General features: G+C 69.3%; 8 protein-coding genes, 1 other RNA gene and 3 pseudogenes. 4 read left to right on the top strand and 8 right to left on the bottom strand.

Translation table 11 applies throughout. The features are described from left to right. Window positions 1-44 precede the first annotated feature (44 nt). Window positions 45-263, bottom strand: a pseudogene (locus GXW83_RS35290) (helix-turn-helix domain-containing protein); the annotation flags it as partial. Between the two features lie 246 nt (window positions 264-509). Here GXW83_RS35290 and GXW83_RS33885 point away from each other — a divergent pair. Both GXW83_RS33885 and GXW83_RS33880 read left to right on the top strand, forming a co-directional pair. Continuing rightward, on the top strand, window positions 510-647 hold the full coding sequence (locus GXW83_RS33885; protein ID WP_225446835.1) for a hypothetical protein: 138 nt from the start codon (window positions 510-512) through the stop codon (window positions 645-647). A 15-nt stretch (window positions 648-662) separates the two neighbouring features. Further along, window positions 663-752 (top strand): annotated as a pseudogene (locus tag GXW83_RS33880) (NUDIX domain-containing protein); the annotation flags it as partial. A gap of 240 nt (window positions 753-992) precedes the next feature. Here the strand turns inward: GXW83_RS33880 and GXW83_RS08115 are convergent. Further along, a complete protein-coding gene (locus GXW83_RS08115) occupies window positions 993-5564 on the bottom strand; it encodes a sacsin N-terminal ATP-binding-like domain-containing protein (RefSeq protein WP_182442339.1) in 4572 nt (1523 codons plus the stop codon). Window positions 5565-5923: 359 nt separating this feature from the next. Here GXW83_RS08115 and GXW83_RS35285 point away from each other — a divergent pair. After that, a pseudogene (locus GXW83_RS35285) lies at window positions 5924-6214 on the top strand (DUF3644 domain-containing protein); the annotation flags it as partial. Between the two features lie 506 nt (window positions 6215-6720). On the opposite strand, the gene GXW83_RS08105 reads toward GXW83_RS35285, so the two are convergent. From GXW83_RS08105 to GXW83_RS08090, 4 genes are all read right to left on the bottom strand, one after another. Next, on the bottom strand, window positions 6721-6999 hold the full coding sequence (locus tag GXW83_RS08105) for a hypothetical protein (RefSeq protein WP_182442337.1): 279 nt from the start codon (window positions 6997-6999) through the stop codon (window positions 6721-6723). Between the two features lie 295 nt (window positions 7000-7294). Beyond that, window positions 7295-8091, bottom strand: a protein-coding gene (locus tag GXW83_RS08100) for an IS5 family transposase (RefSeq protein WP_182447162.1) whose coding sequence is annotated in 2 segments (ribosomal slippage) — window positions 7295-7746 and window positions 7746-8091 — 798 coding nt in all. Because the reading frame shifts where the segments join, the coding sequence is not laid out codon by codon here. Between the two features lie 123 nt (window positions 8092-8214). Next, an RNA gene (gene rnpB, locus GXW83_RS08095) (RNase P RNA component class A) lies at window positions 8215-8613 on the bottom strand. A 68-nt stretch (window positions 8614-8681) separates the two neighbouring features. Then, window positions 8682-10118: an RNB domain-containing ribonuclease gene (locus GXW83_RS08090; protein ID WP_182442335.1), complete on the bottom strand. Its 1437-nt coding sequence runs from the start codon at window positions 10116-10118 to the stop codon at window positions 8682-8684. 136 nt (window positions 10119-10254) lie between these two features. On the opposite strand from GXW83_RS08090, the gene yaaA reads away from it, so the two are divergent. Next, complete coding sequence (gene yaaA, locus GXW83_RS08085) at window positions 10255-11046, top strand: peroxide stress protein YaaA (protein WP_182442333.1); 792 nt, start codon at window positions 10255-10257, stop codon at window positions 11044-11046. A gap of 412 nt (window positions 11047-11458) precedes the next feature. On the opposite strand, the gene GXW83_RS08080 is transcribed toward yaaA, so the two are convergent. Together GXW83_RS08080 and GXW83_RS08075 are read right to left on the bottom strand one after the other, a co-directional pair. Continuing rightward, entirely contained in the window at window positions 11459-12217 is a 759-nt protein-coding gene (locus GXW83_RS08080) for a histidine phosphatase family protein (protein WP_182442332.1), read from the bottom strand. 13 nt (window positions 12218-12230) lie between these two features. Then, on the bottom strand, window positions 12231-12974 hold the full coding sequence (locus GXW83_RS08075; RefSeq protein ID WP_182447161.1) for a zinc ribbon domain-containing protein: 744 nt from the start codon (window positions 12972-12974) through the stop codon (window positions 12231-12233).

Here is a 12974-nt window from a genome sequence, read left to right as displayed (position 1 = left end):
CGTTCTCGCTCCGCCGCGACCGCCGGCCACAATGAGGTCAACGCCCCGTCAGCACGCAGCGCCCGATCACAAGCGACCACGAATTCCCACGACGGAATCCTCTCCGTAGCCTCGACCCGGCGCACCTGATCCGCACTGGAGTGGATCAGCAGGCCGAGCCGAGCCTGACTTATCCCGTGCTCCGTCCGCAGGCGACGCAGTCGGGCGCCCAGCCGCGCCCGTGCCGACCCCGCTGGGTCGATCTCTCGTGCCTTGAATGGCATCCGCGCCCCCATCCCGGGTCCATACGCTTCCGGAACCTGCGAACTGTCGCGCCATCACCGTAGTGCCGAACTCCGTGCACGCACCGGCGAATCGTGACTATCAGGTAAGTGGGCCCGTGTAGGTCTGGTCATACCCGGACCTCCTCCGCGAGACGGGTGATGCCAAAATCGAGGATCCCGACAGTCCCAGCACAGGGCAGCCTCGAATGGACCTGGGACAGCGCGAACCCTTGGAGTGATGCCGCGATGCCGAACAGGATCGACTACTACGGCGACGACCCGATGGCCCCCGCCGCGAACAGCCGAGTCCCGGCCGTCAACGTCGTCGTACCCAACGAGCAGGGCCAACTTCTGATGATCCGCCGGACGGACAACGGCAACTGAGCCCTTCCCGGAGGGGCGATCGGTCTCGGCGAGTCCCTGGTTCAGGCAGCCGTCCGCGAGACGGCGGAGGAGACCGGCATCGCCTGCGAGGGCACCGGCCTCGTCGGCGTCTACACCGACCCGAAGCACGCAGGTGACCCCGCCGGTCCGCACGGGCATCGCCCTCCCTACCAACGGCCCAAGAGGCCAGTCTTGCTCTCTGCGAAGGCACCCACGACCTGCGCTCATGACGAACATCAAGTGGCACTGCCGCAACCCAGAGTCAGGAGACGCCCTCTGCGGCCCGAGTGGCTGGGCAGTTGTCCCCTTGGGGGTGTGTCGATGCCACCGGGCGTCGCCCAGGGGTCAACCCTCTTGGCCGAATCGGTAGACGATGCTCTGAGCCGCCCTGATTCCCGTAACCGTCACGTTGCCGCTTGGGTTGCAGGTCAGCTGTTGCAGGGGCTTCAGGATGATGCGGACGGAGATCGGAGCCCCACCGGCCTCCAGCCCGGAGACAACCACGAGAAAGAACTCCTCACTCTCGCTCGCCCGTTTGAACTCGGCAGGAGTTAGGGCAACGCTGTCGGGTTCAGCTCCTCCGTATGCCTTCAGCTCATAGAACCGCGCCAAGCTGTCCACAGCGTCGGCGCCCAGGCCGTGCTGGGCTCGTAGGTCGCGCAACCAGTCTTCATCGCCGGCCAATGCCTGGCGGACCAAATCCAGGGCAACCTTCTCCTGCTCGGTGCCCGAATAGGGACGAGGTGGTGTTCGCTCTTGGGGGACAGCTGACCCAGGCCGGGGCCGAGGAAGTCCCGACATGCTCGATGTTCCACCGCCGGATCGGACACCAGGCGCGCTTGCGGAGCCGGGCGCCGTGATGTGACCGCGTTTCTGGATGATCTTAAGTCTGAGCGGATCGACCAGCCTGCGTGTATGAACACCAGGTGCGACAGACTGGGCGGCAGGGGGCGCTGGACGCGGCAGGGTCCCAGGGCCCACCGCGGAGACCGCCGGCGGAGGCGAGGTGTCAGCGTCTTTGGGGGCCTGCGCCTGGCGGATCTGATGACGATGGTCCACCTCGTCTTGGAATTCACGCAGCCGCCTGTCAATTTCGGCCTGGAGGGCTTGCTGGTCGTCTCGCTCTCGATCACCCGCGAGGCTGAGGTTCACTGCGTTTCGGCCCTTTTCGGCCTTGTCACAAGCGGCTGCCCACGCCAGGGCTACTTCGCGTCGGTGTCCTGGGAAGCGGGTGGCGATCACGCGTCCGGCCTCGGTCGGGCGTGTCAGGGCATAGGTGTCCCTGACATACAGCGTGCTGGAGGACCAGTCGATCCCGGCGTCGACGGAGAGGTGTACCAGTTCGCCCGTGTCTGCCAGTTGGACACGACAGGCCAGTTCCGGAGCAACGTGGACGCTCAGGCTCGCCAATGTCTCCCACGAGCAGTCCAGGGACTGGACCGCACTCGGCGAGTTGCGTTGCAAATCCTCCCGGAGATGGGTCAGCGCCGCTCGTGCGAGGTCTGTCGCCTGCGGGTCCGAGGTTGTCGAGGCTGGGCTGTACACGGTGACGCAGTCGGCAGCCACAGCAGTGATGCGCAGCGCCGCGAGGAGTGAACGGAACTGCTCCAGTTCCGCGCCGGGCCTCCAGACCGCGTGTCCATGTCCAAGGGCTTCGGCTATGACCGAGTCCTCCACTGCGTATACGGGGCGCTTGCTCAGCCAGCCCCTACTCGTCGTCAGGGGTAGCCGACCCAGGCGCTGGGTCGTCAGCAGTTGAGGCTGGACACGGGCCGGGTCTGCAAGCATCTGCAGACTTTGCAGGACAATCGACTGGGTCAGGCCATCTGGTTCCTCCCGCCGTTCCTTCCGGTCCTCCCTTGCCAGCTCTTTGATCACCTCCGCTACGTCGTCGACCGTGGGCAGGCGTACTCCCAGCAGCTGCCAGAATTCGTCGCTGCCCTTGAATGTGGGAGCGAAAGCCCGGAGAACGCCGAAGAGGGGGGCACCGCATAGGCACTGCTGTGGGGGACGCCATCCGGCAGGTGTGAGGATCAGGCCTTCTCCGTCGCGGAACGCACGTCGGACGGCCTCAAGGGACATCGCGGCGGGATCGCTGGAAGCTTGGTTGGCCAGGCGCTCAGCCAGGGCTTCGTAAAGGATCTGAGCTGCGGGTACGTCACGGTGGCCAGTCACATCCTCGCGATGGCGCAGAAGTTGGAGGTGTTCCACGAGGTCCCCGACGCGGGCCTCCATGGAGATATCCAGCGCACGAAGGACGTCGCCACGCCGGCCGACCATATGTTGGATCTCCGGGTGGAGGAAGCGTGCGTTGTCAGCACCGTACACGGCGACAGTGCTGGTGGTCCGCATTCGAAGCCGGGCTGGGGCGGTCGGGCTGCCGGTCGCGGTATCCAGCCACGGTGCTTCGCGCAGCTGCCACAGCCAGAAGGCTGCGGTCCTGCCTCGTGGTTGCCAAACGTAGTAGGGGGCGACGGCAGCAACTTCATCATGGTCGGACAGGCGACTCCAAGTCCGCCCGAGAACATGGATGAGGGCTGCGGCCCTGCGCCTGCGGACCTGAGGGTCTGAATCGCGTGCGATGTCGGAAACCACCGCGCGCAAGTCCGGGCTGTCGTAGTCGTCGAGGGTGAATGACGCTTTGAGGGCCTGCAGAGAACGCACGCGAGCCCGTGGACCTGAAGCAAGTTCATCGGGCAGACCCTTGGGGTTCTGCGCGAGTCGCTCCACGGCTCCAGGGTGCCTGCGCAACCGAGGTCCTGTCTCCGCTCCCAGGAGACGCAGGAACTTCCGCGCGCCGATCCCCGTGCCTCCGCCCTGCAGCACCTCGGCGTAGCGCGACTTCAGCCACACCGGTCCGATTGCCTTGCCCGCGGTATAGGCGAAGCTCTCCTCGCGCTCGGAGCTGTCCAGACGCATTGGCAGGTAGGCGCTGGCTGGCGAGACCTCAATGTCTTCCAGCTCGCCAGTCTGCTTGTAGCGCTGCCCCTTGAGCTGGATCGCGCGTCCCACGTCCCTGCCCAGCGCCTCGCGCTCCGACTCCGGCACACGTGCGAATCCGTCCCTCAACTCGATGAGCTGATCGTCCGCGAGACTCAACGCGGGTGCACCGTTGTCCCTGGCAACACCGATGGCGGCGAGACGACGGATCGCGGTGACTGGATCCGCGTCGGTCACCAACGCCTTGCGTTTGCGGAGCCACTCCGCCACCAAGTGCGCCTCGTGCGTATCGGCGAGATATGCCCGATGGATCTCCCGGCCGAAGCCGAGAGCGGCCCCGAGGCCCCGCGAGACGTCGGTGAATACGAGGGGTTCCGCCGTGCCGGGCACTCGGTGGCGAGTGCCCGAGCTGTCCACAATCCACCTCCGCCGATGCAACGGGTAGGAAGGGTCTGCGGCAAGTCCAGCGGCAGCGAGGAGAACGGTCGCCTCGGGTGAGCGTGTCTCGTCGTCGAGAAGGCTCAGGGCGTCGTACAGGCCGACCGTTGCGGGATAGGCGCCGCCGTGCTCCTCCCAGTCCGACAGCACTTCGCGCCATCGGTTCGCACCTTCCCTGGCTGCCCGGGGCAGGATGGCGGCCCGCTCGGCGACACGTGAGATCTCTTCTTCAGTGATCACGCCCGCGAGCGTGTCCTCTTCGACTGCCAGTTCCGGCAAAGCGAGCTGACTCTGCCCCGCGACATCCATGAGGAGGCGGTGGGATACGCACAGCCTGGCGCAGCGGAGTAGCTGCGACTCCAGAGCGGCGACCGAGTCGCGGGAGTCGCGCACCTCGCTAGGAAGCGGAATTGAACGCCAGGCCCGCGCTGGCTCCCGGAGGAACAGGCGTAGGACAGTAGTCGTCCAGAGGTCAGCGAGTAGCTCGTTCAGCGCTCGGTTCCACGGGGTGTCGTCGAGGGTCTGCCGACTGGCGATCGGGTCGAATTGAGCGCTCACAAATAGAGCCAGGTCCGTATCTTGGACTGGCAGTCCGGCGTAGATGCGTCCGCCGTCACAAGGACTCAGAGGTAAAGCCAGGGCGATCGTGGTTGTTGGCCCGACAGCCTTGTGGGCTCGCGTGACGCCTTGCGGACTTGGAACGGTCGAGCGGCACAGCAGCCACCTGAACCCGTCCGCTCCAGACGCTTCATTGGCTTCCACGGTGACTTCACACCCGCCAACCTCGGCTTCGAATGTCTCGCCATCCTCATGGTTGAGCGTCAGCCGATGCCGAACAGCACCCTCTTCCTCAAGGTGCGCAACGCTGCGCACGCTCTTGAGAAACAGCAGCGCACTGTCGCCCCACTCCTTGAGCCAGTCGTCCACCTCGCCGGCGCTCAACGCCCCGGACTGCATGGGAATCCGCAGTACAGTCCAGCTCCTTCCGCCGAGGCAGCTCGGCACCGAGAGTGGCTCCGCCACGGATACATCCGGATCCCCGATGCGGACCCGGTAGTGCCCACTGTGAACCTCCAGGTGTGGTGACAGGGACTGGAGCGTCATGAGTCCGATGCCGAATCTGCCGGTGGACTCCGCCTGCTCCGCCTTGCTGGTCAGCCATGGCATCGCGAGAGCGAGTACGTCCGGCAGCCGCACAGGAGCACCGTTGTGCGCCACTAGGAGCTCGCGCTCCCGGGAGAGGATGCGCACCTCCGTGGCCTGAAGGTCCTCAGCGTTCTGCACGATCTCCGACAGCCCCTGGAGACGATCGCTCGACAGGTTGCCTGCATGGTCCCGCGTACGCCCGAGAGCATGACGCACCTGGCCAGGCAGTTGTGCAAAGCGAAAGCCCAGTCGCTCGACCGCCGCTTGGGTCGCCGAACGGCCCCTCGGCTCCGGCACGGCGAACCCGTCCGGCATTCCTTCCATGGAAAATAGTGCATCGGCAGAGGCAATCGCCCGATCAACAGCAGCCTCTTGATGTTCGGGTGCCCCCATGCCTAGCTCTGCCCCCTGCCCCAGCGATCGTCAACAACTCAGCGTACTCAGACCGATGGTGGCAGCGCTCGTGATGCCGTATCACCAGAGACCTGCCCCCCAGGCGGGAGCCCGCGAATGGCCTGCTCCGCCACCACCTCCCAGTGCTGGCTCCCGATGCGATCCGCCTCACCGGGGTCGCCTTGCGTCGGCAGTGGGAGCGCAGTCTTGGCCATGACTGTGCTGAGGTGGTGCGCCTTGCGCCCGAGCCGACAGTCCCGCACGGTGAGAAATGTATCCATGAGCGGCCGGAGAAATCATGCTTGCCATGGGGCGAGCACCGGTGTGATCCTTCTACTGGGACACGAAGGGTCTACGGCATGGCTTGGGCAAAATGGCGATACATGCTCCACGAGTCGCAGCGGCACGCCCTCAAGGCAATGGACGAGTGGAACAGCTCCACCGGCAATTACACAGACTTCCTCACTCACATGCACAAGGCGTGGCATTATCTGCTGCACGCCGAATTCCATCGCGACAAGATCGACTACCACTTCAAGGACACGAACGGTTCCTACAAACTGGTGGACGACGAGCCGAAGGCGTGGGATCTGGAGTACTGCCTCAAGCAGCGCTTCTCCAACAGTGCCGACCCAGTGCGCCTCAACGTCGAACTTTTCGTGGCACTGCGCAACAAAGTAGAGCACCGCTACGAGCACAGCCTCAAGATCGTGACCGGCGGCAAGGGCGACATCGCCGAGCGAGGCAAGCGCATTGCGGAGCGGCCCGGACAGCAGGTATCCACGGTCGAGCAGATCCGCCTCCAGCAACGCAACCCCCATCGAGCCGCGCTCGCCGACGGTCCGCCCGGTGACGTGTGTCGGAAGGTGGACGACACCGCGCCGCGCGAGCAGCACCGCAGCGAGGCTGCGCGTGGCGCCGTACTCGGTCAGGTTGGGCGTCCCGGTCGTCGCGGTGACGGGCATGCGTCGAGTCCCCTCCGGGGCAGCTCTCTGGTGAGGAAAGTCCCGCCCTCCCAGAAGACGGAGAGCGGGACCAGGAAGTTGAGGTGCAACGGGGATGGAGCGCACTCGTGTCATAGGAGTGAGAGAAGGAAGCACCCTCAGGAGCCGCCGCACAGCGCCGAAGCTACCAGGCGAGGAGAACCAGCCGCTCCTCATTTTCCGAAGGCCCCGATGAAAGGGGCTGCGGTGAGCAGCGACTCGATGTGCGGGTGCTCGGTGCCGGGAAGCATGCGGATGGTTGTCAGTGCCTTGCATGCGACCTCGTCGTTGGGGTCGGCGTACAGCTTCAGCAGGACGTCGATGAGCCCGTTGGGGAATTCGGTAACCGGCTGCAGGTCCGACAGGGCGGTGGCCACGCCGAGGCGCTCGGGCAGCTGCTCGCTGGCCAGTTCGCGGCAGGCGGCTTCGGCCGAACTCCGAATCAGACCCATGCCTGCACTCCAGGTAGAGCACCGAGTCGCGTTCCACCACGAGGCCGTCCGCCACCAAATGCACGACGGGCTGGGTGCAGCCGCAGCCAGGCGGGGGCGCCGACGGCGGGGCGCGGTCCGTGTCGGCCAGCAGCGGGTATGTATCGACCATGACGTAGGGCCTGCCGGTAGCCTCATGCCATCACATCAGCCCTGCTCCACCACCCAGGACAAGATCATCTCCGGGGACTTTTCGGGGACTTTCACGTCTGTCCGGGGGATGTTTCGGGGACTTTTTGCCGCCTATGAAGTCATCTCATTTGGCGAGTCGGCGATAGCAGATGAGTGTGGCTGCGATCCCGGCGAAGGCGAGGAAGTGTTCGGCTTTGCGTTCGTACCGCCGGTGGAGTCGGCGGCAGCCGGCGAGCCACGCCACGGTCCGCTCCACCGTCCAGCGGTAGCGGCCCAGGCGCTCGGAGGAATCGATCCCGCGGCGGGCGATGCGTGGGGTGATGTTGCGGGACCGGAGCCATCGCCGAAGGTGGTCGTAGTCGTATGCCTTGTCGGCATGGAGCTTGGCGGGGCGGCGTCGCCGTGGTCCGCGCCGCGAGCGGACGGGTGCGACGCCGCGCACCAGCGGCTCCAGGGCCTGGCTGTCGTGCAGGTTCGCGCCGGAGATGGCGATCGACAGGGGCAGACCGGTGCGTTCAGTGAGCATGTGGATCTTCGACCCGTACTTGCCCCGATCGACAGGATTCGGACCTGTCAGCTCCCCCTTTTCGTGGCCCGCATGTTCACCGAGTCGACCGCGCAGCGCGACCAGTCCAGATCTCCTCGGGCGCCGAGCTCATCGAGGACGAGGCGATGCAACCTGGCCCAGACCCGGGCCCGGCTCCACTCCGTGAAACGCCGGTGCGCAGTCGGCCCGGACGGCCCGAAACACGGTGGGAGCTGGGCCCATGTGCACCCCGATGTGGCCACGAAAATGATCGCGGCCAGCACCTCACGGTCCCCGTAACGACGACGGCCACCGCCCTGCGGACGCGTCGGCACAGCCGGCACCACCCGCTGGAACAACTCCCACAACCCGTCCGGCACCAGCCGCTCCACGATCGCCACGAACGCAGCCTACACAGCCAAATGAGATGACTTCTAAACGGGCAAGGCCCTGAAAGATCGGAAAGGGCCTCCGACGCAGGTCGGAGGCCCTTTCCGGGGCAAAGCCCCAGCTAGGGGCGGACGAGTCGGCCTGTACGCCGGGTTCTGTCTCGCGGGGACCTTGCGGTCCGCGCGGAGGCGGTCATCCATCTACGGCTGCCGTTGCCGACAGCCTCTAGCGGTCTACCCGCTGACTCGGGCGGGCAGCCCTCGAACGTCAGCGCAGGGCGCCTTGCGGTGCCCCCTCTTGACCTTGCTCCAGGTGGGGTTTACCTAGCTGCCCAGGTCACCCTGGGCACTGGTGGTCTCTTACACCACCGTTTCACCCTTACCGGAGGTTGCCCTCCGGCGGTCTGTTTTCTGTGGCACTGTCCCGCGGGTTGCCCCGGGTGGGCGTTACCCACCACCCTGCCGTGTGGAGCCCGGACGTTCCTCGGCGGGCCCGTGAGGACCCGACGCGACCGCCCGGCCGACTCGTCCGCCGTGTGGACCATGGTAGCCGTTGCGCGGGGGTCGTCCGAACGCCGCCGTCGGCGCCGCCGGGCTCAGGCGGGGGCGAAGCGGACGGTGCGGGCGGCTGGGTCGGCGGTGGTGAGGCGGACGCGGATGCGGGTGCCGAGCGGCAGCGGCGGGGCGTCCGCGCGGTCGTCCGCGATGCGGGCGCGGACGGCCGGGCGGCGCAGCTGGACGGTGCCGGTGAGCGGCCTGCGCTCGTCCACGTCGACGACCACCGCGTCGAACAGGTCGCCCTCGCGTCCGCGCAGCAGCTCTGCCTCGATCAGGTCGACGCAGGCCCGCTCCACCTCGTGGGCGCGGCGGTCGCCGGTCTCCATCAGCTTGGGCAGCAGCGGCAGCGCCTCGCGCAGCCAGTCCGGGACGGGGCCGCCGTCGACCAGGGCGGCGCACAGCTCGCCGGTGAAGCGGTCGGCGAGGCGGCGCAGCGGGGCGGTGCAGTGCGTGTACGGGGCGGCGACGGCCGCGTGGCCCGGGTCGGTCGGCGGCGTACCGTCGAAGGCGGTGTATCCGGCGCCGCGCAGCAGCCCGGTGCACTCGTTGAGGAAGGCGGCGTGGGCCGGGAGCGCCGGGTCGAGGCTGCGGATCAGCTGCGGGTAGGGCTGCTCCTGCGGCCAGGGGACGTCGAGGGCGCGGGCGACCAGCCGCAGCCGGGCGTACGCCGCGGGCGGCGCGGAGGGCAGCGTGCGCAGCAGGCCGATCCCGGCGTCCAGCATCAGCGCGGCCGCGGCCATGCCGGTGAGCAGGGAGATCTGTGCGTTCCAGCCGTCGGCGGGGCGGGGCGCGCGGTAGGCGAGGGCGTAGCCGCCGCGGACCTCCTCGACCTCCTGCTCCGGGATGGGCAGGCTGATGCCGCCGCGCTCGCGTTCCTGCTGCTCGCGCAGCGGGCCGACGACGCCGAGCAGGGCCAGCGACTCGTCGGCGCTGCCGTTGTCGATAGCGCGCTGGGCGGTGGCGTAGTCGAGCCTGCGGCGGCTGCGGACCAGCGCCCGGCGCAGGTCGGTGCGGACCAGGGCGCCGTCCGCGTCCAGGTCGAGCCGCCAGAGCAGGGCCGGCGCGGGCTGGCCGGGCAGCAGGCTGGCCGCGCCCTCGGAGAACTGCGGCGGGTGCAGCGGGACCCGGCGGTCGGGGAAGTACAGGGTCTCGACGCGGCGCCGGGCCTCGGCGTCGAGCAGGCCGCCGGGGGCGACGAACGCGCCGACGTCGGCGATCGCGTAGTGCACGCGGAAGCCGCTGCCGCGCCGCTCCAGGTGCATGGCCTGGTCGAGGTCGAGGGATTCGGGCGGGTCGATGGTGAACAGCGGCAGGTCGGTGGCGTCGTGCTCGGGCAGCCCGGGCGCGCGGACGGCCCGGTCGGCCTCGTCCAGGACGGCCTGCGGGAAGGCGTCGGGGATCTCCATGCGGGCGCGCAGCTCGGCGAGTTCGGTGGCGATCCTGGCGGTCCGGACGCGGAACCTGCGGCGTGGCATGGGGGCAGCCTACGGCGACGGGGAGCGGCGCGCCCCGGGTGCTCGGCAGGTGAGAGGGGGGTGGCGGGCGTTTTCCTTCCGGGTGCGCGGCTCCGTAGGGTGTTCGCAGACGTCCGTACACCGAGGGAGAACCGCTGTGCTGGTGCTGTTGCCGCCGTCCGAGGGTAAGGCCGCGCCGGAGGCGGGGGCGCCGCTGGCGCTGGACGCGCTCTCCCTGCCGGGGCTGAACCCGGCGCGGGAGCGGGCGCTGACCGAGCTGGTGACGCTGTGCACGGGCGATCCCGACACCGCCTCGGCCGTGCTCGGCCTCTCCCCCGGCCTGCGTGGGGAGCTGGCCCGCAACGCCGGGCTGCGCACCGCGCCGACGCTGCCCGCCGGCCGGCTGTACACCGGCGTGCTGTACGACGCGCTGGGCCTGGCCACGCTGGACGCCGCCGCGTACGCCCGTGCGGAGGAGTCACTGCTGGTGTTCTCCGGCCTGTGGGGCGCCGTGCGGATCGGCGACCCGATCCCGGCGTACCGCTGCTCGGGCGGGGTGCGGCTGCCGAAGCTGGGCGCGCTGTCCGGCCACTGGCGCGGGCCGATGGCCGAGGTGATGCCGGGGTTGGCCACCGGCCTGGTGCTGGACCTGCGGTCGTCGGCGTACGCGGCGCTGTGGAAGCCCGCCGGGGAGGTCGCTGCGCGGACGGCGACGGTACGGGTGCTGCACGAACGGGTGGTGGACGGGGTGACCAAGCGGTCCGTGGTGAGCCACTTCAACAAGGCCACCAAGGGCCGGATCGTCCGCGACCTGCTGGAGGCGGACGCGCAGCCGCAGTCGCCCGCCGAACTGACCGAGGCCCTGCGGGAGTTGAAGTACACGGTCGAGGCAGCCGCCCCGGCGGCGGGGAAGCCGTGGGCGCTGGACGTGGTCGTCGACGAGCTGTAGGCGGGGGCGGCCCAGCTGGCCCGGCGTGGGTCGGCGTTCGCGCTGGGCGCTGGGCACCGAGTGTGGGTAGGAGGGCGGAGGCCGCTCGGGCGGGGGCGCAAGCGGTCGGGGCTGACGCGGGCAGATGGCCGCTCGGGCGCGGGCTGGCGGATAGGTACGGCTGGCGCAGGTGGGTGGCCGCGCTCGGGCGCGGGGACGCAGGCGCGCAGCCACGCGGGCGCTGAGCGCGAGCAGGTGGAACCGAGCGGACGTGGGGCAGCTCAGGCGCGAGGGCGCAGGCGGTGGGACTGTGCGCAGGCCCGGTGCCGCGCGGAGCGCAGGCAAGCGGGCGTGATTACGCCGTGGATGGCGCTCGCTCGGGCGCAGGTGCGGGCGGGTGCATGCACGGGCGGGTGTCGGGCGGGGGTGGGGGTCAGTGCAGGTGGGAGGTGTTGTTGAAGGTGCGGAGGGAGGCGTTGCCGTCGGTGTAGTACTGGACGGTGCAGAGGGCGGCTGCTGAGAGTTCCATTCGGAACAGGGACTCCGGTGGGGCTCCCAGGGCCAGTTGGACCAGGGTCTTGATCGGTGTGACGTGCGAGACGAGCAGGATCGTCCGCCCCGGGTGGTGTGCCAGGAGCCGGTCGCGGGCGGCGGCGACCCGGTGGCCGACGGTGGTGAAGCTCTCGCCGCCGGGGGGTGCGGTGTCGGCGGAGGCCAGCCAGGCGTCCAGCTCGGCGGCGTGGCGCTGCTTGGCCTCGGCGAAGGTCAGCCCCTCGAACGCGCCGAAGTCGGTCTCCCGCAGGCCCTCGTCGATGGCGACGTCGAGGCCGAGCCGGTCGGCGACGGCCTGGGCGGTCTGGCGGCAGCGGAGCAGCGGCGAGCTGACGACGGCCTGGATGTCGCCGCGCGCGGCGAGGGCCTCGGCGGCCTGCTCGGCCTGGGCGCGGCCGCGGCCGGACAGTTCGGGGTCGCTGCCGCCGCTGCCGGAGAACCGCTTCTCGGGGGTGAGCGCGGTCTCGCCGTGGCGCAGCAGGACGAAGGTGCTGGGGGTGCCGAGGTCGGCCGCCGCGCCCCAGCCCACGCCGGACGAGCCCGTGCTCGCCGTCCCGGCTCCGGTCGCGCCGTACCCGGCGGGCCCCGGGTTGCCCCGGGAGCCGCCGTCCGCCTCGATGCTGAACCGTCGGGTGGCCATGTCCGCCGTCCGCCTACAGACCGGAGTCCGAGGTGCGGATCAGGATGCGGCTGCAGTTCTCGCAGCGCAGCACCTCGTCCGGCGCGGCGGAGCGGACCGCGCGCAGGTCGGTGATGCTGAGCTCGACCCGGCAGCCCTCGCAGCGGCGCTGGAACAGCCGGGCCGCGCCGGTGCCGCCCTGGGTCTGGCGGAGCTTGGTGTAGAGCTTCATCAGGTCGGCCGGGATGACGGCGGCGACGGTCTCGCGCTCGCGGGTGACCTTGGCGGCCTCGGCGTCGATCTCGGCGATCGCGGCGTCGCGGCGGGCCTCGGCCTCGGCGGTGCTGTGGGCGGCGTCGTCGCGGCGGGCGGTCATCTCGACGACCCGGGTCTGCGCGGACTCCAGCCGCTCCATGATCTCCAGGACGATGTCCTCCAGGTCGCTCTGGCGCTTGGCCAGGGCGCCGACCTCGTGCTGCATGTTGGCGAGGTCCTTGGCGGAGGTCACGGCGCCGGAGTCCATACGCTCCTTGTTGCGGGCGGCGCGGGAGCTGACCTGGTCGACGTCCTGCTCGGCCTTGACCAGCTCGCGCTTGGTGTCGCTGAGCTGGGTCTCGGCGGCGACGGTGAGCGAGCGCAGCTCGGTCAGGTCGGTGCTGCGCTGCTGGATCTCGGCGTGCTCGGGGAGGGTGTCCCGGCGGTGGGCGAGCTGGTCGAGGCGGGAGTCGAGGGCCTGGAGGTCGAGCAGGCGGATCTGGTCGGCGGGCGCGGCGTTCAG

This window comes from Streptacidiphilus sp. PB12-B1b (assembly GCF_014084125.1).
Lineage (GTDB): Bacteria > Actinomycetota > Actinomycetes > Streptomycetales > Streptomycetaceae > Streptacidiphilus.
The sequence above is the reverse complement of the archived record's forward strand: the minus strand, read 5'-3'. Positions and strand labels throughout refer to the sequence as shown.

Coding starts and splice junctions, on each gene's coding strand:
- GXW83_RS33885 (WP_225446835.1), top strand. CDS start 510: ATGCCGAACAGGATCGACTACTACGGCGACGACCCGATGGCCCCCGCC.
- GXW83_RS08115 (WP_182442339.1), bottom strand. CDS start 5,564: ATGGGGGCACCCGAACATCAAGAGGCTGCTGTTGATCGGGCGATTGCC.
- GXW83_RS08105 (WP_182442337.1), bottom strand. CDS start 6,999: ATGGGTCTGATTCGGAGTTCGGCCGAAGCCGCCTGCCGCGAACTGGCC.
- GXW83_RS08090 (WP_182442335.1), bottom strand. CDS start 10,118: ATGCCACGCCGCAGGTTCCGCGTCCGGACCGCCAGGATCGCCACCGAA.
- GXW83_RS08080 (WP_182442332.1), bottom strand. CDS start 12,217: ATGGCCACCCGACGGTTCAGCATCGAGGCGGACGGCGGCTCCCGGGGC.